At 72.8% G+C, this 21,666-nt stretch carries 18 protein-coding genes; 8 read left to right on the forward strand and 10 right to left on the reverse strand.

Annotated elements, in window-relative coordinates:
• The first annotated feature begins 94 nt into the window (after nt 1–94).
• Nucleotides 95–3,700: a S8 family serine peptidase gene (locus ABZ937_RS27040; protein WP_361695913.1), complete on the forward strand. Its 3,606-nt coding sequence runs from the start codon at nt 95–97 to the stop codon at nt 3,698–3,700.
• Here ABZ937_RS27040 and ABZ937_RS27045 read toward each other — a convergent pair.
• Complete coding sequence (locus ABZ937_RS27045) at nt 3,693–5,042, reverse strand: carboxyl transferase domain-containing protein (protein WP_361695914.1); 1,350 nt, start codon at nt 5,040–5,042, stop codon at nt 3,693–3,695. The two genes, ABZ937_RS27040 and ABZ937_RS27045, sit on opposite strands and share 8 nt — an antisense overlap.
• Nucleotides 5,035–6,480: an acyl-CoA synthetase gene (locus ABZ937_RS27050; RefSeq protein WP_361695915.1), complete on the reverse strand. Its 1,446-nt coding sequence runs from the start codon at nt 6,478–6,480 to the stop codon at nt 5,035–5,037. The genes ABZ937_RS27045 and ABZ937_RS27050 overlap by 8 nt, the downstream gene beginning before the upstream one ends.
• A gap of 256 nt (nt 6,481–6,736) precedes the next feature.
• Between ABZ937_RS27050 and ABZ937_RS27055 the strand changes: the two genes are divergently transcribed.
• The gene (locus ABZ937_RS27055) at nt 6,737–7,615 is read left to right on the forward strand and encodes a hypothetical protein (RefSeq protein WP_361695916.1); all 879 of its coding nucleotides are present in this window, start codon (nt 6,737–6,739) and stop codon (nt 7,613–7,615) included.
• Nucleotides 7,616–7,660: 45 nt separating this feature from the next.
• On the forward strand, nt 7,661–8,494 hold the full coding sequence (locus ABZ937_RS27060; RefSeq protein ID WP_361695917.1) for an oxidoreductase: 834 nt from the start codon (nt 7,661–7,663) through the stop codon (nt 8,492–8,494).
• A 33-nt stretch (nt 8,495–8,527) separates the two neighbouring features.
• Here ABZ937_RS27060 and ABZ937_RS27065 read toward each other — a convergent pair whose 3' ends face one another.
• Entirely contained in the window at nt 8,528–9,106 is a 579-nt protein-coding gene (locus ABZ937_RS27065; protein WP_361695918.1) for a hypothetical protein, read from the reverse strand.
• 98 nt (nt 9,107–9,204) lie between these two features.
• Between ABZ937_RS27065 and ABZ937_RS27070 the strand changes: the two genes are divergently transcribed.
• Together ABZ937_RS27070 and ABZ937_RS27075 are read left to right on the forward strand one after the other, a co-directional pair.
• Nucleotides 9,205–9,978, forward strand: coding sequence for an IclR family transcriptional regulator (locus ABZ937_RS27070; RefSeq protein ID WP_361695919.1), 774 nt, complete (start codon nt 9,205–9,207; stop codon nt 9,976–9,978).
• Nucleotides 9,975–10,826: an SMP-30/gluconolactonase/LRE family protein gene (locus tag ABZ937_RS27075; protein ID WP_361695920.1), complete on the forward strand. Its 852-nt coding sequence runs from the start codon at nt 9,975–9,977 to the stop codon at nt 10,824–10,826. The genes ABZ937_RS27070 and ABZ937_RS27075 overlap by 4 nt, the downstream gene beginning before the upstream one ends.
• A 61-nt stretch (nt 10,827–10,887) precedes the next feature.
• On the opposite strand, the gene ABZ937_RS27080 is transcribed toward ABZ937_RS27075, so the two are convergent.
• Both ABZ937_RS27080 and ABZ937_RS27085 read right to left on the reverse strand, forming a co-directional pair.
• On the reverse strand, nt 10,888–12,144 hold the full coding sequence (locus ABZ937_RS27080; RefSeq protein WP_361695921.1) for an MAB_1171c family putative transporter: 1,257 nt from the start codon (nt 12,142–12,144) through the stop codon (nt 10,888–10,890).
• Complete coding sequence (locus ABZ937_RS27085; protein WP_361695922.1) at nt 12,141–12,746, reverse strand: toxin-antitoxin system, toxin component family protein; 606 nt, start codon at nt 12,744–12,746, stop codon at nt 12,141–12,143. Before ABZ937_RS27085 ends, ABZ937_RS27080 begins: the two co-directional genes overlap by 4 nt.
• Nucleotides 12,747–13,063: 317 nt before the next feature.
• Here ABZ937_RS27085 and ABZ937_RS27090 point away from each other — a divergent pair, with 317 nt between their 5' ends.
• A complete protein-coding gene (locus ABZ937_RS27090; protein WP_361695923.1) occupies nt 13,064–14,578 on the forward strand; it encodes an alpha-N-arabinofuranosidase in 1,515 nt (504 codons plus the stop codon).
• Here ABZ937_RS27090 and ABZ937_RS27095 read toward each other — a convergent pair.
• Complete coding sequence (locus tag ABZ937_RS27095; protein WP_361695924.1) at nt 14,565–17,516, reverse strand: beta-galactosidase; 2,952 nt, start codon at nt 17,514–17,516, stop codon at nt 14,565–14,567. The genes ABZ937_RS27090 and ABZ937_RS27095 overlap by 14 nt on opposite strands.
• Nucleotides 17,517–17,590: 74 nt before the next feature.
• Here ABZ937_RS27095 and ABZ937_RS27100 point away from each other — a divergent pair, with 74 nt between their 5' ends.
• Complete coding sequence (locus ABZ937_RS27100; RefSeq protein WP_361695925.1) at nt 17,591–18,049, forward strand: Rrf2 family transcriptional regulator; 459 nt, start codon at nt 17,591–17,593, stop codon at nt 18,047–18,049.
• Nucleotides 18,050–18,234: 185 nt separating this feature from the next.
• Nucleotides 18,235–18,885, forward strand: coding sequence for a DUF4360 domain-containing protein (locus ABZ937_RS27105; RefSeq protein WP_361695926.1), 651 nt, complete (start codon nt 18,235–18,237; stop codon nt 18,883–18,885).
• A 69-nt stretch (nt 18,886–18,954) separates the two neighbouring features.
• Here ABZ937_RS27105 and ABZ937_RS27110 read toward each other — a convergent pair whose 3' ends face one another.
• The 4 genes from ABZ937_RS27110 to ABZ937_RS27125 form a co-directional block, all read right to left on the reverse strand.
• Nucleotides 18,955–20,004, reverse strand: a complete 1,050-nt coding sequence (locus tag ABZ937_RS27110; protein ID WP_361695927.1) for a M12 family metallopeptidase — start codon at nt 20,002–20,004, stop codon at nt 18,955–18,957.
• 27 nt (nt 20,005–20,031) lie between these two features.
• A complete protein-coding gene (locus tag ABZ937_RS27115; RefSeq protein ID WP_361695928.1) occupies nt 20,032–20,382 on the reverse strand; it encodes a hypothetical protein in 351 nt (116 codons plus the stop codon).
• Between the two features lie 2 nt (nt 20,383–20,384).
• A complete protein-coding gene (locus ABZ937_RS27120; RefSeq protein ID WP_361695929.1) occupies nt 20,385–20,642 on the reverse strand; it encodes a hypothetical protein in 258 nt (85 codons plus the stop codon).
• 498 nt (nt 20,643–21,140) lie between these two features.
• A complete protein-coding gene (locus tag ABZ937_RS27125) occupies nt 21,141–21,407 on the reverse strand; it encodes a hypothetical protein (protein WP_361695936.1) in 267 nt (88 codons plus the stop codon).
• Between the last annotated feature and the right edge of the window lie 259 nt (nt 21,408–21,666).

Below are 21,666 nucleotides of genomic sequence, written 5' to 3' on the forward strand. Positions count from 1 at the left end.
TCCGTCAGGAACGATCAACTTCCGCTGAAGAAGCGGCACATCACACTCGTCCCAGCACGCGACCCGCTCGAACACACACGAGAAGAGGCGTGAGATGAGCACAGAACCAGTCAGACATGGGCCGGCACTGCTGGTGGCGGCGCTGGTGAGCGCCCTGCTCCCGGCCGGCCCGGCAGCCGCCCGGGACACCCCCGCCGCGTATCCCCCGGACCCCGCCACCCCCCGCACGACCGTCACCCTCGTCACCGGCGACCAGGTCACCGTCACCGACCTCGGGCACGGGAAGCAGACCGTCACCGTGCAGCGGCCCCGCGGGGCCACCGGTGCCGTACGGACGCAGCGCAGCGACGGTCACCTCACCGTCGTACCCGACGAGGCGCTGCCGTATCTGCGCGCCGGGACGCTGGACCGGCGGCTGTTCGACGTCACCGGGCTGATCCGGCAGGGGTTCACCGACGCGAAGTCCGGCGCGCTGCCGCTGATCGTGACCTACGGGAAGAGCGCGCGGACCGCCACCCCGGCCGGCGCCGAGCGGACCCGCGCCCTGCCCAGCCTGCGCGGCGCCGCGGTTGAGGCCGGCAGGGGCCGCACCTTCTGGCGGTCGTTCACCCGGGCGTCCGGCATCGACAAGGTCTGGCTGGACGGGCGGGTCACGGCGGACCTGGCCGAGAGCAACGCCCAGATCGGCACACCGGCGGCCTGGGACGCGGGCCTCACCGGCAAGGGCGTCACCGTCGCCGTCCTGGACACCGGCGCCGACCTCGGCCACCCCGACCTCGCGGACCGGGTGAGCGCCACCCGGAGCTTCGTCGACGGGCAGGAGGTCGCCGACCGCAACGGACACGGCACCCACGTCACCTCCACCGTCGGCGGCAGCGGCGCCGCCTCCGACGGCAGGGAGAAGGGGGTGGCGCCCGGCGCGGCACTCGCCGTCGGCAAGGTGCTCAGCGACCAGGGCTCGGGCAGCGAGTCCCAGATCATCGCCGGGATGGAGTGGGCGGCACGGGACGTGCACGCCAGGATCGTCTCGATGAGCCTCGGGTCGACGGAGCCGAGCGACGGCACCGACCCGATGGCCGAGGCCCTGAACACCCTCTCGAAGGAGACCGGCGCGCTGTTCGTCGTCGCCGCCGGCAACACCGGCGCCCCCTCCTCCATCGGCTCGCCCGGCGCCGCCGACGCCGCCCTCACCGTCGGCGCGGTCGACTCCGCCGACCAGGCGGCCTACTTCACCTCCGCCGGACCCCGCTACGGCGACAACGCCCTCAAGCCGGACCTCGCCGCCCCCGGCGTCGACATCCTCGCCGCCCGCTCCCGGCTCGTCACCGGCACCGGCCCCTACACCTCCATGAGCGGCACGTCCATGGCGACCCCACAGGTCGCGGGCACCGCCGCGCTGCTCGCGGAGCAGCACCCCGACTGGACCGGCGCGCGGCTGAAGGACGCGCTGATGTCCAGCTCCGCGCAACTCGACGCCTCCGCCTACACGCTGGGCGCGGGCCGGGTCAGCGTGCCGGACGCGGTCCACGCCACGGTCACCGCCACCGGCAGCGCCGACCTCGGCTTCCACCGCTGGCCGTACGACGCGAACCAGCCGGTCACCCGGACCGTCACCTACACCAACTCCGCCGCCGAACCGGTCGAGTTGAAGCTGTCGGTGCGGGGCGCGCCGGACGGCGTCGCCACCCTCGGCCGGGACACCCTCACCGTCCCCGCCCACGGCACCGCCGCCACCACCGTCACCGGCGACGGCTCGAAGGCACCGGTGGGCCGGACCAGCGGGCAGATCGTGGCCGCCGACCCGGCCGGCGCCACGGTCGCGCACACCGCGTTCGGGCTGGTCAAGGAGGAGGAGCGGTACACGCTCACCGTCCACGTCAAGGACCGGACGGGCGCGCCCACGGCCGCCGGCCTCACCGTCCAGCGGCTCGCCGCCGACGAGGACGCCCAGCCCGCGCAGGTCGGCGCCTCGGGCACCCTGAAACTCCGCCTGAGGCCCGGCACGTACAGCCTGACCTCCTTCCTCGACGTCCCCGGCAGCCACGGCGCCGACTCCCTCGGCCTCGGCTTCCTCGCGGCCCCGGAGATCAGCCTCGACCGCGACCACGAGGTCACCCTGGACGCCCGCAGGCTCCGGGAGATCAGCGCGGCCGTGGACCGGCGCACCGAGACCCACCAGCTCCTCATGGAGTACGACCGGAAGGCGAACGGCGCCGAACTGTTCGGCGCGGTCCAGGTCCCCCTCACCTACGACAGCGTCTTCGCCGCACCCACCCCGAAGGTCGCCCGGGGCAGCTTCGAGTACCGGACCGTGTGGCGGCTGGCCAAGCCGATGCTGGAGGTCAAGGGCGTCCGCGAGGCCACCGTCCAGCCGGGCGGCACGCTCGCCGCGGGCCGCGTGAGGCTGCCGCTGGTGGACGTCGGCGACGGGCCCGTCACCGGGGTGTCCGGCAAGGCGGTGCTCGCCCGCCTCGCCGACGGCGCCGACCCGGCCGCGCTCGCCCGGGCCGCCGAGGACGCGGGCGCCAAGGCCCTGTTCGTCACCGACGACGCGCCCGGCCGGCTGATGGCCTGGTGGGGCACCGACGACAACACCGACCGGCCGCTGACGATCGCCACGGTGGACAGGGCGGACGCGGCACGCCTGCGCGCCGCGGGCCGGGCCGACATGACCGGCACCGTGAACCCGCCGTACGTGTACGACCTTTCCGAGGGTCACCGGGGCGCGATCCCGGACCGCGACCTGACGTACGCGCCCCGCGGCCGTGATCTCGCCGCCCTGCACGTCAGGTTCCACGCGGCGCGGCCGGCGAGCGGCGGCGAGTTCCGCTACTCGATCACCGACACCTTCCCGATCGGCCTCGGCTTCCAGGAGCGCGTCGCGCTGCCCGCCGAGCGCACCGACTACGTCTCCACCGGTCCCGGGCGGCTGTGGCACGAGTCCGTCACCGCCGCCGACGGCGCGCTGGAGGAGCGCGGCGGGCTCGTCCGCTACGCCGGCGGCACCCGGCCGGTGCTGAACTGGTTCCGGCCGGTGTGGCACCCGTGGCTGGGCACCGGGCTCGGCTGGGGCCAGCAACGCGCCGGGAACCAGATCCAGGTGAACACCCCCGGCTGGGGCGACTCCGGGCCCGACCACACCGGCTTCGGCGACGTGTGGAGCGAGGGCAGCGGCATGCGCCAGACCACCGCCGTCCACCTGGACGGCACGCCGGTCGACCGGCGGACCGGCTCCGCCGCCTACGTCTGGGACGCGCCCGCCGACGAGCACACCTACAAGGTCGTCACCGACACCGTCCTGGACCCCACCCGGTGGCCGCTCGGCACGTCCGGCCACGCCGAGTGGACGTTCCGCTCGGCGGCGACGCCGGAGGACCACTGGACCTGCCTGCCGCTGATCAACCTCGCGTTCGACGTCGACACCGACCTCGCCGGCCGGGTCCGCGGCGGCCGGCGCGTACCGGTCGGGCTCGGCGCGCAGTACGTGGCGAAGGCGTCCGGCACCGGCACCCTCGGCGGCGCGAAACTGGAGGTGTCGTACGACGACGGCACCACCTGGCGAACGGTCCCCCTGACGGCCGGCCACGGCACGCTGGACGTGCCCCGCGATGCCGCCCATGTCTCCCTGCGGGCCTCGGCCCACGACGACAAGGGCGGCTCGGTGACTCAGGAGATCATCCGGGCCCTGGCGGTCAGGTGACCTCCCGGGGGTGGTCCACGATGCCCCGGACCACCCCCAGCTCCACCAGGTCCTGCGGCCGGATGCGCAGCTGGTCCGCGGTCGCCTCCACCTCCTGCGGCGGGCGTTTCAGGATGGCCGCCGCAAGCTCCGGGGCGATCACCGAGAAGTAGCTGTCCGGGGTGGCCCAGGTGTTGCCGGGCGCGGCCAGCGCGAGGGCGCCGCCGGAGCCGCCCTCGCCGATGACGAGCGTGGTGATCGGCACCCGGGCGGCGGCCACCGCGCCGAACACCTCGGCGATCGCCGCGCCGGCGCCCTGCCGCTCCGCCTCCGCGTCGTTCGCGGCACCCGGCGTGTCCACCAGCGTCAGCACGGGGATGCCGAGCCGGTCCGCGAGCCGGATCAGCCGGGCGGCGGTGCGGTACCCGGCGGGCCGGGTCGCCGCCCCGGTCTGCGCCGCGTAGGCCACCGTACGGCCGTCCCGCTCACCGAACCCGCAGAGCACTCCGTCGGGATCGCTGCCGCCGCACCGGTCACCGCTGATCAGCACCCGTTCGCCGAAGCAGGCGTCCAGGTACGCCCGCGCCCGCGGCCGTTCGGGATCCCGGGCCCGGACCACGGCGTCCCATCCGGTGCCGGGCAGCCCGGCCCCGCCCAGGGCCGGTGGCGGGGCCGCCTCGGCGGCCGGTGCCGTCAGCAGCCGCAGCCAGGTCCCCAGCACCCCCTTCAGCTCCGCCGCGTGCACCACCGCGTCCGCCGAACCCGCCCTCACCTGGGCCTCGGCCGTGTACGCGGCCGGGTCGGCGTCGGGTGGGCGGACCCGGGAGCCGGCGAAGCCCACCTGGGCGCCGGGCAGGGCCAGGACGACGTCCGCGCCCGCGCCGAGCGTGGCCCAGCCGCCGCCGGTCGTCGGGTCCCGCAGGACCGCGATCTGGGGCAGGCCGGCCTCCCTGGTGAGCGCGGACTGCCGGGCCACCCGCTGGAGCTGGGTCAGCGCGAGCATGCCCTCCTGCATGCGGCTGCCGCCGGTCGCGATCAACGGCACGACCGGGAGGCGGTGTGCGCGGGCGTGGGCGTACGCCGCCTCCAGCCGGTCCCCGGTGCGTTCGCCCAGCGAGCCGCCCAGGAAACCGAACTCGAAGGCGATCAGCACGGCTCGGGTTCCCTCGACGCCCGCGGTGCCGCAGACGACCGACTCCTGCTCGCCGGTGCGGGCGGCGGCACGGGCGTGGGAGGCGTCGTAGCCCTGCCAGCCGAGCGGGCCGTCCGGCGGCGACTGCCGTGCCGGTGCGGGGAGTTCACGGAAGCTGCCCGGGTCTGTGACCAGCGCCAGTATGTCCCGCGCCGAGAGCCGCTCAGGCATCGGCCAGGGCCCGCTTCATGATCTTCCCCATGTCGTTGCGGGGGAGCGCCTCCAGGTAGCGGACGACCCGCGGGCGCTTGTGCGGGGCGAGCCGCCGGGCCACGTGGTCGGCCAGCTCGGCGGCGCCGGGCGGGGCCTGCGGGTCCGCCGGGACGATCCAGGCCACGATCCGCTCGCCCAGGTCGGCGTCCGGCTCCCCGGTGACCGCCGCCTCCCGCACCCCCGGGTGCTCCAGCAGCGCGTTCTCGATCTCCCCGGCCCCGATCTTGTAACCGCCGCTCTTGATCAGGTCGGTGGCCTTGCGGCCGACGATGCGGACATAGCCGTCGGGCTCCCGCACGGCCATGTCGCCGGTGCGGAACCAGCCGTCGTCGGTGAACGCGGCGGCGGTCGCGTCGGGCCGGTTCAGGTACTCGGTGAACAGGTTCGGACCGCGCACCTGGATCTCGCCGACGGTCTCCCCGTCGTACGCGCCGATCTCCGTGCCGTCCTCCTCCACCAGCCGCAGCTCCACGCCCGGCAGCGGCACCCCGACCGTGCCCGCCCGGGCCTCCCCGTCGGCGCGGACGCTGGTGTTCATCAGCGTCTCCGTCATGCCGTACCGCTCGATCACGCGCCGGCCGGTCGCCGCCGCGATCCGCTCGTGGTCGTGGACCGGCAGCGCGGCCGAGCCGGAGACCAGCAGCCGGGCCCGGCCGAGCGCCTTGGCCAGCTCCGGGTCGTCCGGCAGGGCCTCGGCGATGCGGTGGTACATCGTCGGCACGCCGAACAGCATGGTCGCGCCGTCGGTCAGCTCGCGGGCCACGCCCTCGGGGGAGAACCGTCCCAGGTGCCGCACCGAGCCGCCGCGGCGCAGCGGTCCGAGGACGCCGAGCACCAGCCCGTGTACATGGAACAGGGGCAGCCCGTGCACCAGGACGTCGTCCCCGGTCCACTGCCAGGCGTCGGCGAGCGCGTCCAGGGTGGTGGCGAGGGCGCGGCGGGGGAGGACCGCGCCCTTGGGCGGGCCGGTGGTGCCGGACGTGTAGACGATCAGCGCCGGGTCGCCGTCCGCCGCCCGCTCCTCGGGGAACGGCCCGGCGGCGGACGCGTCGACGTCGATCCGGGGCAGTTCGCCGAGGACGGGCGGCAGTTCCGTGCCGGGCGCGGCGAGGACCAGGGAGGGCGCGCTGTCGGAGAGGATGTGCGCCAGCTCCTTCTCGCCCGACTTCGGGTTGAGCGGCACCGCGGCGGCCCCGGCGAGCAGCGTGCCGGTCACCGCGACGGCGGTCTCCAGCTCGGGCGTCGCCCACACGGCGACCCGGGCCGCGCCCCGGAGCCGGGCGGCGAGGGCACCCGCGGCGCCCGCGAGCGCGCCGTACGTCAACGACCGTTCGCCGAACCGCAGGGCGACCCGGTCGCCAGGGCCGTCCGCCAGGGCGGGGAAGAGAGAGGACACGCGGCGCACTCCTTGGCTGTCGGAAAAGCTGTCGGAAAGGCTGTCGGGGACGACAGCCCGATTATCCGGCCACGGTGGGCGGGCCGGTGGGCAGAACGACGTCGGCCAGGACACAGCTCACATTGTCCGGTCCATCCGCCGCGCCGGCCTCGTCGTACAGGCGCGGTGCCGTCAATTGCGATGTCCCGGTTCCCCCGCGCTTGTTAGCCTCGCAGCCGCACCGACCGTCGAACCGTCGTACGACAGGGAGCCCACCGTGCCCCGGATAGCCCTCGCCACCTATGACCCCGGAGCCGGGCCGAGCAAGGACACCGACCTGCCCGTGCTGGTGCGGGCGCTCACCGAGGCCGGTGCCGCGGCGGAGGCCCGGCACTGGGACGACCCGGCGGTGGACTGGGCCGGGTACGACCTGGTGGTCATCCGCTCGACCTGGGACTACAGCTGGCGCGCCGCCGAGTTCACCGCCTGGGCGGAGCGGACCGGCACGCTGACCCGGCTGGCCAACCCGGCCCTTGTGGTCCGCTGGAACACCGACAAGCGCTACCTCGGAGAGCTGGCGGCGGCCGGCGTGCCCACCGTCCCCACCCGCTACACGGCGCCCGGTGAGCCGGCCGATCTGCCCGCCGGCCACGACTTCGTGATCAAGCCGACCTCGGGCGCGGGCGCCCGGTTCGCCGCCCGCTACACGCCCGCCGAGCACGACACGGCGGTACGGCACCTCGCGCGCATGCACGCGGAGGGCCTCACCGCGATGGTGCAGCCGTACATGCCGGGCATAGACGTGCGCGGGGAGCGGGCGCTGCAGTTCTTCGGCGGCCGGCTGCTGCACGCCAGCCGGAAGGGCGCCGTCCTGTCGCCCGGCACGCCGTACGACGCCGACAAGGTGCCCCATCCGGACCTGGAGCGCTGGCAGCCCACGGACGCCGAACTCGCCGTCGCCGAGAAGGCGCTGGCGGCCGTGCCCGGCCCCCACGGGCTGCTGTACGCGCGCGTGGACCTGGTGGACGGCGACGACGGCGAGCCCCGCCTGATGGAGCTGGAACTGGTCGAGCCGAACCTGTTCCTGGGACTGCACCCGGACTCGCTGCCGCGCGTCACGGAGGCGATCCTGACGGCGGCCGAGGCATCTGTGTAAAGATCGCGTGACGGTTCGTCATGCCCATTACGACAGGGGGACGTTGTGAACAAGGTTTGGCTGGTGACCGGGGCGAGCAGCGGCTTCGGGCGGGAGATCGCCGAGGCGGCCGTCGCCGCCGGTGACGTGGTGGTCGGCGCGGCCCGCCGCCCCGAGGCCCTGGACGACCTGGTGGCCGCACACCCCGGCCGGGTGGAGGCGCTGCGCCTGGACGTGACCGACCTGGCCGCGGTCGACTCGGCGGTCCGCGAGGTCGTGGCCCGGCACGGCCGGATCGACGTCCTGGTGAACAACGCGGGCCGCACCTACGTCGGCGCGGTCGAGGAGACCACCGACGCCGACCTGCGCGACCTGTTCGACCTGCACTTCTTCGGGCCGATGGCGCTCGTGCGGGCCGTGCTGCCGCACATGCGGGAGCGGCGCTCGGGCGCGATCGTGCAGATGAGCAGCATGGGCGGGCAGCTGTCCTTCGCCGGCTTCGGCGCGTACAGCGGTACGAAGTTCGCGCTGGAGGGCATCTCCGAGGCGCTCGCGGACGAGGTGGCCGAGTTCGGCATCAAGGTGCTGATCGTGGAGCCGGGCGCGTTCCGGACCTCCCTGTTCGGCGCCGGCCGGGCCGGGTCCAGCCCCGACAGCGGGGTGTACGCCAAGGTGAGCGGGACCCGGGCCGCCGTGTCCGGCGGCGACGGCACCCAGCCCGGCGACCCGGCCAAGGCGGCGGCCCTGATCCTGGCCGCGCTGGAGGCGGAGCCGACCCCGCTGCGGCTGCCGCTCGGCGACGACGGGGTGAGCGCGGTCCTGGCGCACCTGGACCAGGTCCGCCAGGAGGTCACCGAGTGGGAGAAGCGGACCCGGGCGACCGGGTTCGACGCCTCCTAGGGCCCGGACGCCTCCGAGGGCGCCTGCCAGGGTTCAGCCGACGACCGCCGTCCGCTGCAGCAGCCCCCAGGTGAACTCGGCGACCACCTGCCGGCCGTCCGGCAGCGTGAACGTCAGGCCCCATCGGGTCGGTGCCGTGCCCTCCAGGGGGCGGGCGGGGGCGAAGGCGCGGGCGGCCTCGTCGACCGTGCAGGACCAGGGGGTGAGATCCTCCAGGGTGCGCAGGGCGGGCGCCGGGGCGTCCGGCGCCCGCACCAGCCACTCGTTCCAGACCCCGCCGTCGGGCCCGACGAGCACCTCGAAACGCAGATCGGGCCAGAGCGGCAGGGCCCATTGCCGGGCCTCGCAGTCGACGTCGCCGAGACGGCGGGGCAGGACGGACTCGGGTTCGCCCAGAACCGACCGGTACCGGGCGGCAGCGCCGCGGGCCCGCGGCGAGCGGACCATCGCCTGCCACCGCCTGTTGGCCTCCCGCATGTCCGCGACGGACGCGCCGAGCCGCCGCCGGGCGTCCTCGACGAGGTCCGGGTTGTGGTCGGCCATGCGGCGCAGCAGCACCAGCTGGAAGTCGAGTCGCATGGCACCCATCGTGCCCGGCTCGTTCCCGGCCATTGCCCGCGCAACCCTCCATGACTAGCCTGTGTTCGTCATGCCGATCGTCTGTTGAAATATCGAACACAGACGCTGAACCCCAAGGGAGGGGGCCGGACGTGGGACGCCTCGTGCCTGCCGTGACCCGGGCTCTCGACATTCTTGAGCTGTTCCTCGACGGGGACGGAACGCTGTCCGCCCCCGACATCGTGCGCAAGCTCCAGCTGCCGCGCACCACCGTGCACGAGCTGGTCACCACGCTCGCCGCACGGTCGTACATCGTGCAGGTGCCCGGACAGCCCGGACGGTACCGGCTCGGCGTACGGCCGTACCAGCTCGGCAGCCGGTACGCCGAGCAGCTCGACCTCGCCGCCGAGGGCCAGCAGGTGGCCCGCTCGGTCGCCGAGACCTGCGACGAGACGGTCCACGTGGCGATCCTGGAGGGCACCGATGTCATCTACATCGCCAAGGTCGACTCCACGCACGCCGTCCGCATGGTCTCCGCGGCCGGCCGCCGGCTGCCCGCCCACTGCACCTCCGTCGGCAAGATGCTGCTGGCCTCCCTGCCCGAGCAGGAACTGGCCGCGCGGGTCCCGGACGGCACCGAGCTGACCGCGATGACGCCCAACAGCATCACCGATCCCGCCGCCCTGCGCGAGGCCCTGGCGGAGATCCGGCAGCGTGGGATCGCCGTCGAGAACCGCGAGTCCAACCCGGACGTCTCCTGCGTGGCCGCGCCGGTCCGCGACCGCACCGGCCAGGTCGTCGCCGCGCTGTCCATCTCCGTCCCGATGATCCGGTGGAGCGACGAGCGCCGGGCCGAGCTGGAGCAGCTGGCCGCGAAGGGCGCGGCGGAGCTGTCGGAGCGGCTGGGCCACCGGAGCGCGGCATGACGGCGTACGAGGTCGCGGTCCGGGCGGAGGCGGCCCTCGGCGAGGGCCCCACCTGGGACCCGGCGACGGGCCGCCTGATCTGGCTGGACATCCTGGGCATGCGGCTGCACACCTACGACCCCTCCTCCGGCCGCCGCACGGTCCGTACGACGCCGCAGCACATCGGCGCGGCCAAGCCCCGCGCCGACGGGGGCCTGGTACTGAACCTGCGGGACGGCGTCGGCCTGCTGGACGGCGACGACACGTTCCGCTGGCTGCACCACGAGCCGGTGGCGGGCCGCCGCGCGAACGACGCGGCGGTCGCCCCCGACGGCTCCCTCTGGGCCGGCACCATGCGCTACGACGAGGCGACGGCCGGCGGCACGCTGTCCCGTGTGGCCGGGGACGGCACCGTACGGACGGTCCTGCCCGACGTCACGGTCAGCAACGGCACGGGCTGGAGCCCCGACGGCCACCTCATGTACTACATCGACACCCCGACCCGCCGCGTGGACGTCTTCGACTACGACTCCGGCTCCGGCGGCGTCCACAACCGCCGCCCGCTGCTGGAGATCGAGGAGGGCGCGGGCTTCCCGGACGGCCTGGCGGTCGACGCGGAGGGCTGTGTGTGGGTGGCGCTGTGGGACGGGGGAGCGGTACGCCGCTACACGCCCGCCGGCGACCTGGACCGCGTCCTCACCCTGCCCACCCCCCGCACAACAGCCTGCGCCTTCGGCGGCCCCGACCTGACCGACCTGTACATCACGACGGCCAGGACCGGACTGCCGGCGCCGGATCCCCTGTCGGGCTCGCTGCTGGTGGTACCGGGCGCGGGCAGGGGCCTGCCCCAACCGGCGTTCAAGGGCTGACCGGGGTCCGGAGGACTGTCGCTCACCGGCGCTGGCGGGGTGCCGACGGTGCTGCGGTTCCCTAGGGGCGCGGGGAACTGCGCGACCAGCCGGCGCGCACCCGCGGCCGGCCGACGGGATCAGCCGCCCCCGCCCGTACCGCCGCGATGTCCCCGGGCCGGCGCAGGGCGCGGGAGACGGCGCCGATCTCCCGGAGGAGGCTCGTGATGTCGGGCGGGCCGGCCAACGAGGCCGGCTCCGCCGTACCCGCCCTGTTCTCGATCGCGTCGAGAATGCTCACCGCGGCGGCCAGCGCCCGGGCCCGCTCGGGCGGGTGGCCGAGCCCGAGGGCGGCGTCGTACGAGCGGGTGCCGAGGCCGGGGTCGATGTGCCGGGCCAGCGGCAGCAGCCCGTCCCGGATGAACGTCTCGCGCCGGGTGAGCCGGAGTTCGGGCGTGGCGCGCAGCGCGAACGGCACGCCCTCGCCGTTCGCGCCGCGCAGCAGCCGGTACAGGGGCCGCAGTTCGCGGTGGGCGAGCCGGACCCGCCGGCGGTCGTGCAGATACTGGCCGGCGTGCGGAAGGATGAAGCCGGCGGCGATGAGGATGGCGGAGAGGGCCGCCACGGGCGGGGCCAGATGGGTGCTCAGCCAGTCCAGGTCCCGGCCGCACCAGCGCGCGACGACGGCGGTCAGCTTGACCGCGTCGAAGACCAGGTTCAGCGCGTAGCCGGCGCCGAGCAGCTTCAGGCCGCGGCGCAGCCAGGCGTCCAGGCCCTCGGTGCGCACCCAGTCCCGGATGAGCCGGGAGGTGATCAGGCAGGCCACGCCGTGCGCGACGACGTAGAGCAGGATCTCCTCGCGCAGGAACGGCGTGGTGGCGTAGTAGGTGTCCAGGTCCCGCAGCCGCTCCTCGTGGGGGCCGGCGAGCAGGAACAGCACCCACAGGGCGACGATCACCCCCGAGTACGCCGAGATCACCCGGCGCATCGCGCGGCGGGTGGCGGCGGAGCGGTCGGAGGGGCCGTTGCGCCAGGTGATGACGAGCAGCAGGCAGGAGCCGCTGAACGCGGTGATGAGCGCATAGCACCAGGGCGCCGAGATGTTGGGCACGCCGGTCAGCCGGTTGACCCGGGCGATGGTGGACGGCGTGCAGAACACGAACACCGCGCAGGCGAGCAGCAGCAGTCCGCCGACCGCGCGCAGCAGCGGGTCCCGCCACCACCGGATGATGCTGGGCAGCTTGATCACCAGGGCGGCGGTGAGCACGGCCGTGGGGATCCAGAAGGAGATGTAGAACCCGCTGAGGAACCCCGACGGATCCGACGCCGGTCGGCTCACCGCACGGTTTCTCCACGTCCGCGATAGCCGAGGGCGCGTTGCAGCGGGTCCGGCGGGGCGGGGCCGGTTCCGGAGAGGTGCCCGCGGAACAGCGTGGCCAGGCGGTGCCCGAAGTCGTCGGCCTCGGCCTCGTCGGTCTCGCGCGAGCCGTTGCGGGCGGCCACCGTGAGCGCCATGTCCCGCCAGCCGGGCGCGTCGGCGGCGAGGGCGCGGGCCGCGGCGGCCCCGGCCAGCTGGTGGTGCCGGTGGCCGGCGTGCAGATGCCACAGCTCGTGCCCGAGGATGACCAGCTGCTGCACGGCCTCGGCCCGCTCCTCCACGATGACCAGGTCGAAGTCGGCGAACTCGACCCACAGGCCGGTGACTTCGATCTCGTCCGGGAACCGCTCGAACCGCAGCTCCACCGGCCGCCCGTCGCGCAGCGCGCTCATCTCCTCGCACAGCGCTCGGCACAACTCCCGTACCCCGTCGGGCGGTTCGGGACGGCTGCGGACGGCGGCGGCGAGGTCGCCGGCCAGGGAGCGCATCGCCGAGCCCGAGTGAGGGCGGCGCAGGCGTGCGGCCACGCGTGCCGCCCGCTCCCGCGCGCCCCCGAAGTCCATCTGTCTCCCATCCCACCGCCGGTTTGCGGCTCGTCCGAGCGTACGCGCCCCGGTGTGTCCGCGTCATGCGATCCGACGACCATTGTTCAACGGGTAACCACCTATGAGCTTGTGTGCAACCCATTGACGCGGAAGCGCTTCGAATCTACGGTCCCGTTCGAAGTTGCGAGCGCTATCCGATATATCGAACGATGGGGGTCGCCAGGGGCGCGGGGCTGTGTCCATGTGCGGCTCCGCCGCGTGGGCGCGACCGGCCACGACGCACCCGCACCCGCACCCGCCGACGAAACGCAAGCACCCCACCCCGGAAGGCGAACATGCACCCCGCCCGCTTCACCCTCGACCCCGCTTTCACCATCGGCCGAGTGAGCCCCCGCCTCTTCGGCTCCTTCGTGGAACACCTCGGCCGCTGCGTCTACACCGGCATCTACGAACCGGACCACCCCGCGGCCGACGCCGAGGGCCTCCGCACGGACGTACTCGAACTGGTGAGGGAACTCGGCGTCACCGCCGTCCGCTACCCCGGCGGAAACTTCGTCTCCGGCTACAGGTGGGAGGACTCCGTCGGCCCGGTGGACGACCGGCCCCGCAGGCTGGACCTCGCCTGGCACTCGACGGAGTCGAACCGCTTCGGCCTCTCCGAGTACATCGCCTTCCTGAAGAAGCTCGGCCCCCAGGCCGAACCCATGATGGCGGTGAACCTCGGGACGAGAGGCGTGGCCGAGGCCCTCGAACTCCAGGAGTACGCCAACCATCCCTCCGGCACCGCCCTCTCCGACCTCCGTGCCGCCCACGGCGACAAGGACCCCTTCGGCATCAGGCTCTGGTGCCTGGGCAACGAGATGGACGGCCCCTGGCAGACCGGCCACAAGACCGCCGAGGAGTACGGCCGGATCGCCGCCGAGACCGCCCGGGCCATGCGCCAGCAGGACCCCTCCGTGGAGCTGGTCGCCTGCGGCTCCTCCAGCCAGGCCATGCCCACCTTCGCCGAATGGGAGGCGACCGTCCTCCAGGAGGCGTACGAACTCGTCGACTACATCTCGCTGCACGCCTACTACGAGCCCGTCGACGGCGACCTGGACTCCTTCCTCGCCTCGGCCGTCGACATGGAGTCCTTCATCGAGAACGTGGTGGCCACCGCCGACCACGTGGGCGCCCGCCTCAAGTCGAAGAAGAAGATCAACCTCTCCTTCGACGAGTGGAACGTCTGGTACCTCTCGAAGTGGGTGGAGCACGCCAAGACCTTCGACCAGTCCGACTGGCCTCAGGCTCCCCGGCTGCTGGAGGACAACTACAGCGTCACCGACGCGGTCGTCTTCGGCTCGCTGCTCATCGCCCTGCTCCGGCACGCCGACCGCGTCACCGTCGCCTGCCTCGCCCAGCTCGTCAACGTGATCGCCCCGATCATGACCGAGCCGGGCGGCCCGGCCTGGCGGCAGACGACGTTCTTCCCGTTCGCGCAGGCCTCCCGCCACGGCCGGGGCCAGGTGCTGGACGTCCGCGTGGACTCGCCGACGTACGGGACGGAGAAGTACGGCGAGACGGACCTGCTGCACGCCACCGCCGTGCGCGCGGACGACGGCACGGTCACCGTGTTCGCGGTCAACCGCGGCCGGACCGACGCCCTGCCCCTCGAAGTCACCCTGAACGGTCTGGAGCTGACGTCCGTCACCGAGCACACCGCCCTCGCGGACGCCGACCCCGACGCCCGCAACACCCTCGCCGACCCGGAACGCGTCACCCTGCACCCGGTGGAGGGCACCGCCCTGCGGGACGGCACCCTCACCGCCGTACTGGAGCCGCTGTCCTGGAACGTGATCAGACTGGCCTGACCGGCACCCCGCCCGCCGCCTTCCCGAGCAGGGTCAGGCGTACCGACCCGGGGCCCGACAGCGTGGTGAACTCCGAGAGGACCGCCAGCGCGAGGGTGTTGGTGCCCCGGGTGCGCAGGATGCCGTTCGGCAGGACGAAGGTGTGCTGGGGTCCGACGTTGTTGATGTACTGGCCCAGGTTCCAGCCGTTGAGGAAGATCTGGGCGCGGTAGGCCCGGTACGGGTCGTCGTCCAGGGTCAGGCCGACCGACGCGTCGACGTCGTCCGGCACCGACAGCCGGAACGTCGTCCGGTACCAGGTCACGCCCTGCCGCCGCTCGGCGCGCGGGAAGGTCACCTCCTCCCAGTCCCGGTCCCGGAAGCCGGGCAGATGCCAGCCTTCCCGTTCGCCGTACAGGCCGCCGTTGTTCACCGGCCCGCGCACCGGGTCGGCGGGGCCCTCGCCCTGGATGCGCCAGCTCACCTCCGGGGACGCCCCCCGGAAGGTGACCGCCGTCAGGCCGCGGGCCGCCTTGTGGGTGTCCAGCCCCTTGCCGTCCTGGTCGTGCTGCATGCGCCGGACCAGCACCGACAGCACATGCCGGCCGGGCGAGCGGAGCGACTCGCGCACCGGGAGGACGGCCGTCCCCGCCCAGCTGCCCTTCCTGACCGTGTCCTTGTCCGGCACGGGCATCCGGTGCGTGCCCAGCGGTTCGCCGTCCAGCCAGGCCATCAGCAGGCCCTGCGTGCCGGTGCTGTAGGCGAGCGAGACCTCCTCGACGCCGGTCGTGTCCGTGAGGGTGCCCCGGTACCAGACGTCCCCGTAGTGGAAGCCGTAGTCGTCCGCGAACAGCACCGGCTGCCCGGCGGGGACCGCCGTGGTGCTGAACGACGTGGCCTTGTCGGCCCGCTTCCACGACGAGTCGTCGAAGCTCGGGCCCGCCTCCGGGTTCTCCGTCCGCATGCGCCAGCCGCCCAGCTCGGGCAGCCGCACCTCGGGCGCGCCCGGCAGCTCCCCGGTCGTCTGCAGACTGCCGGAGAGGGTGACCCGGGTGGGCACCTTCCGCCCGTTCCACACCAGGGTGTCGATCCCGCGCGGGCCCCACACCTCCAGGGTCGTCCGCTCGGTGACGTCACCGGTCAGGTGGACCTCCGAGCCGTGCAGCTCGACGTGCCGCAGCAGCGCCGGGCCGTAGACCAGGAGGGTGCCGGACGGGGTGTCGTACGGGAACAGGCGGACGGAGGTGGCGTCGTCGGCGAAGAGCAGCAGCAGCGGGGTGTCGGTCTCGCCCTTCTGCACCAGCACCCGGGTCAGCCCGCCCTGCCCGAGGGGCGCGTTCACATGCAGCTCGCCCCGGTCGTAGACCCAGCCGGCCTCCGGGTCCAGCCGCTGCACCCACGGCTCGGACGGGCACTCCAGCACCAGCTCGGCCATCTCGTCGCGGCGGCCCGTGAACAGGGCGATGTCCTGCCGGCCCACGGTCAGGCACAGCATGGGCGCGGCGGTGGAGTACTTCAGGGTCCGCTTGCCCAGCGGCAGTCCGGTGGTCAGCAGCGTGGCGTCCTTGCCGGGCACGGTGATCCGCAGCTCGCCGGCGTCGGTCGGCAGGTCGGTGGTGACCGCCTCCGTGCCGTCGTTGCGGGCGACGTACACATGCGTGCCGGTGTCCTGGTTGGTCAGGTGGTAGACCTTCAGCCCCTCGGCCGTCACGTCCGGTGCCCGGTCCAGCTTGGCGAAGTCGGGCACGCGCTGGAGCAGATGCCCGAGCTGGTGCATCGGGGCGATCTTGTCCGTGACGTTCCGCGCCTCGTCGATGGCGGCCCCGTAGTCGTACGACGTGTAGACGACGGGTGCGGGCAGCCAGCCCCACGACGTGCCCCCGAACGTCATGTACACGTTGTGCAGGGTGAGGCCGTTGGCGAGGTTGGTCAGATAGAACCGGCGCTCGTACGCGGCGTCCCGGGTGCGCCGCGACTCGGCGTACCCCTTGCCGTCGAACTCGGCCCCGCCCCACGGATCGAACCAGCCGCCCCCGAACTCGGGCACGAACCCGGGCGTGCTCGGCGAGGCGGTGGCCCCGCCCTTCGGTCCGCCGGGGCCGTAGTGCCCCCAGTCGGGCGGGGTCTTCGAGGGCGAGGGGTACCCGTCGAACCCGTACAGCCAGCCGCCCTTCTCCCCGGCGGTGTCGAAGGAGCCGGGGATCCAGTACCCGTTGCGGCCCTTGTCGTTGTGGAACAACGGAACGTCGATCCCATCACTCCGGACCTTCTGGTACAGATGGGACATGTAGTTCCGCCCGGCGGCCTCCTGCGCGTGGGCGTCGTACTCGTTCTCGATCTGGTAGAGCAGGACCGTGCCGGTGCCCCGTGTGAACAGATGCCGGCGGGCGATCCGGTTCACCTGGGTGAGCCACTCGTCGACGTACGACAGATAGGTCGGGTCGTCGGTCCGGGCGGTGCCCTTCGTCGCCGTCAGCCAGCCGGGGAAGCCGCCCCCGTCGACCTCTGCGTTGATGTACGGGCCGGGCCGCAGGATGACGTACAGCCCGGTCTCGGCGGCCGTCCGCAGGAACAGGTCGAGATCCCGCACGCCGCTGAAGTCGTACCGCCCCGGCGCGGGGGAGTGGTAGTTCCAGGCCACGTAGACGCTGACGGCGTTGTAGCCGTGCGCCCGCATCTTCTGCAGGACGTCCCGCCACAGGGACGGGCTCGGCAGCCGGAACGGATGCAGCTCGCCGGACCACACCACCAGCCGCCGCCCGTCCACGAGCAGCGAGTAACGGTCGTACCCGATCGTGTGCCGCGCGCCGTCGGCGCTCGGCGGGACCGGCGCCGGACCGGTCGGCGCGCTGCCGCCCGCGTACGCCGAGGGCGCCCCGGGGCCGCCGCTGCCGCCCAGGGCGAGCCCGAGCGCGGCCGAGCCGGCCAGGGCACTGAAGGTACGTCTGCTGAGCGCCAAGGTGGATCCTCCCGGCGGTCTTACGGGGCGCGGGTGCGGCCATTCTCCACGGAGATACGCCCCACAATGGACGCATGAGGATCTCGGCGCGGGCGGATTACGCGGTACGGGCGGTACTGGAGCTGGCCGTACGGCAGGGTAACGGCCCGGTGAAGGCAGAGGAAATCGCCGCCGTGCAGGACATCCCGCACAAGTTCCTGGAAGGGATCCTCGGCGACCTGCGGCGGGCCGGGATCGTCGACAGCCGGCGTGGCGGGGGCGGAGGTTACCGCCTGGCGCGGGAGGCGTCCGCGATCACCGTGGCGGACGTCATCCGCGCGGTGGACGGTCCGATCGTGTCGGTACGCGGCGAGCGCCCGACGGGCCTCGCCTACACCGGCACGGCCCGGCCCCTGCTGCCCCTCTGGATCGCCCTGCGGGCGAACGTCCGGCGCATCCTGGAGGGCGTCACGATCGCCGACCTCGCCGCGGACACCCTCCCCGAACCGGTCCGCGCCCTGGCGGCGGAACCGGCGGCCTGGGAGAACCCCTGAAGCGGCGCTTCCGGAGGGCGTGAAAAGCCCCGGGTGTGAATGGCCGGAGTTCACCCTCCCGGCCCGGGTCCGGGCTTCCTACGATGCCCACGCCTCCATCCCCGGTTCACAGGTGACGCACAACTTCTTCACCTTTGAACGGCTTGGCGGGAGGCGCACCCCCCACTCGACAACCGGGAGAAACCATGGTTGGTGGACTCCTCCTGAGCGGCGCCGCAGCCGCTCTCCTCACCACCGCGCTACCCGCCCAGAGCCCCTCCTCCGTGTTCGACAACCCGCCCCCGGACAAGATCGTCATCGATGTGGCGACGGTGAACGGCTCCGGCTGCCCCGCTGGCACGGCGGCCGTGGCCGTGTCCCCGGACAACACGGCCTTCACCGTCACCTACAGCCAATACCTCGCCCAGGCCGGCGGCAGCTCCGACCCGACGGCCTTCCGGAAGAACTGTCAGCTCAACCTGGTGGTCCATGTGCCCCAGGGCTTCACCTACGCGATAGCGAGCGCCGACTACCGCGGCTTCGCCTCGCTGCAGAAGGGTGCCACCGGCACCCAGAAGGCGTCGTACTACTTCCAGGGCTCACCGAACACCGTGCCCAGGAACCATCCCTTCAACGGCCCCTACAACGACGGCTGGCAGGCCACCGACTCCACCGACTGGGCCCAGCTGGTGTGGGCGCCCTGCGGAGTCCTGCGCAACTTCAACATCAACACCGAGCTGCGCGTGAACGCGGGCACCACGTCCCCGGACAAGGTCAGCTTCATGACGATGGACTCGACGGACGGGGACATCAGCACGGTGTACCACCTGGCGTGGAAGGAGTGCCCGAACTCCTGAGTGCGTGAACTTCTGAGTGCTCGCCCCCGCCGTGGCCCCTGGGTGCCATGGCGGGGGCTTCCTTCCCGGTCACCAGTACATGACCGACGCGTTCCCCGAACCCCACGTGGAGTACATCCGGACGCGCAGGACGTACCGGCGGCCCTGGAGGAGCTTGACCTCGAAGTGGCCGTTGCGGTTCTGGCCGCTGTCGTCCTCGCCGGCGAGGTAGCGCAGGTTCTCCCCGTCCTCCTCGAAGAGGACCATCAGCGCGTCGGCGTCTCCGAAGGTGCCGAACTGGAACTTCTGGCTTTTCTCCGGGACGACCTCGTAGTCGGTCTGCTGGCCGGAGCCGAGGTCGAGGGGTGCCGACTGGAACGGTTGCAGCGTGTCCATGTGGGGCGTCAGCGGCGGATACCACTCGCGCACCAGTTTCTTGTCGGTGTCGGACAGCTGGAGCGGGGAATCGATTCCGTTCCGGTATTCCTCCGGACGGATGATCAGCCCCGGGCCGAATCCGTACTCCATGATGGACGTGGGGTCCCACGTCGAACCGGTCACCTCGTCCGTGGAGAGTTTGCGGACGATGTTTTGGAACGTGGTCTCCCGTGGCCAGTTGTTGGGCGGGCCGCCCATGTACGCGTACAGCGCCGCCTCGTCCCACACGATGCCGGCGAACGGGTTCTGGTGCTCATGGCAGAAACCGATCGAATGCCCGATCTCGTGCCGGACCGTGGCCTTTCCGTACGGTGAGGTCGGGTCCCAGCCGAAGTTCATCGTGGCCTGGCCGGCACCGATGTGGAGACAGTCCGTGCCGACGTACGACCAGGATCCGTCATCGGCGAAGGCGATCCGGATCTCCGCTTCCGCGGGATTGTCCTCGGCCCGGAATGTCAGTCCTATCCCGACGCCTTCCCACTCCTCGAAACCGTTGTGGACCTCGGTCAGCCATGCCTTCGACACGCCGTCGTCGGCGCCGTCGAGGAAGCTGTACCGCACCTGTGTGCCGTTCATCCACTTCGCCCCGTTGAGCAGTATCGCCCGGGTGCGGGGAAGGCTGAGGTCCGGGGCAAGCGCGGGAATTCTCCGCGGAGGCTGGGCGCAGTAGCGCAGGGCGTCCTTCTCCCCTTGAGCAGCCATGGTGATGCTCCTGACTCGCTGCTCGCGCTAGGGGTTTTCCACGTACACGGTCACGCCGCCGGGGAAGGTGTACTGGTCGTGCGCGCGCATCGTCACTGTTTTCCATGCGCCGGTCGAGCCGATGCCCAGGCAGGAGTCGAACGGGTAGAGGTAGGTGTAGACGGGCCCGTAGCGGCCGGACCACGTGCGTCCGTCGTCGGATTCGGCGTACCAGTAGAAGTACTGCTGGTTGTTGGGCGCGAGGAGGATCCGGTCATAGGGCTTGATGCGCCACCAGCCCATGGTCCGGTAGTTCCCGTACTGCCCGCATGCCTGCGGGTCCCAGTACATTCCGGTCACCTGGATCGTCGAGGTGTGGTTGTTGCGGAAGTACGGCATGGTCATGCTCCCTGCTGCCGAGCCGCCTCTACGTGCTGGCGCCACCGCTCCGCGAGCGTGGTCTGCGGTACGTCGTCCACCGACACCACGGGAGGCCGCGGCACCGCCGAGTCGTCACCGGTCGCCGTGCGCTCGTCCTCGTGGACCGTCGAGTCGAGCCCGTCCCGGGCCTGCTCCTCCGGGGCTTCCTGGATCAGCTCGATGCCCGGCTCGAAATTCTGGAGCGGTGCCGGGGTTCCGGTCGGTTGATTGTTGGCCATAGCGAGACACCCCGTCGCTTTCTGCTGAGTCCGCATTCCCGGGGCACGCCCGGGACTGGAGTGATTGACCGTTGAAAGGCCAGTCCTGACATGGCGTGTGATCGGAACGTTCGACGGGTGATCGCGGTCGGCGGATCCCGGTCGAACCGATTTCCCTACCCTCGATGTTGCTCCTGCTTCGGCCGTCCTGCATCCCGGATCCCTGTCGGCAGCGGACAGTTCACGCCTCAACCAGGCGAAGCCGGTGACGAGTCGTCACGTGTGGGAGGACGGTTGACTCGCGGACCATTCGACTCCACGGTCCGTTCGATGTAACGACCGCAGTTCGACATGTCGAACATGGATCCGGGCGTCTCGTACCACGGCGGCAGTAGCCAGGGCGCCAGCTCGACGTACAAGGTGAAGGCCGGCCGGGCGACCTCGGTCACCGGGTCGGCTTCTCTGCCAAGCGCACCGGGCCCCACGAGGGGAAGGGCCCGGCGTGCGCCTGTACCGCCGTCAACCGGCGGCTTGGCCCGTTCCCGCCGCGTTCGGCCAGCTCTGGGCGTTGGGCCAGCCCGTCGCGGGTGCCGGGGTCAGACCGGGAGCGGGCGCCGGGGTCAGACCGGGCGCGGGGGCCGGGGCCGTCATCCCGCGCACCTGAGCGGCGGTGAGCCCGCCACGGGCCGGGACTCCGGGCGGGGTGAGGGCGGCGGCGGGAGCGGCCGGTACCGGCGTGGGGGCGACGGGCATGGGTGCCGGGGCGGGCACGGGCGTGGGTGGCACAGGTACCGGCGTGGCGGCCGGCACGGGTACCGGTGCGGGAGCCGGCGCCGGGGTGGGCGGTGCGGTGTACACCGGCTGTGGGGCCGGCGGCTGGGCTGCCGCCGGCATCGGCATCCCGCCGCCGGCCGGCGTGACGGCGGCGGGGAGCGGCATGCCGGTGCCGGCGGTGCCTTGTCCATGACGGCGATCCGGTCGGCCAGCGTCAGCGCCTCGACCTGGTCGTGGGTGACGTACAGCATCGACACGTCCGGCAGCTCCC

This window comes from Streptomyces sp. NPDC046727, assembly GCF_040645635.1.
GTDB lineage: Bacteria > Actinomycetota > Actinomycetes > Streptomycetales > Streptomycetaceae > Streptomyces.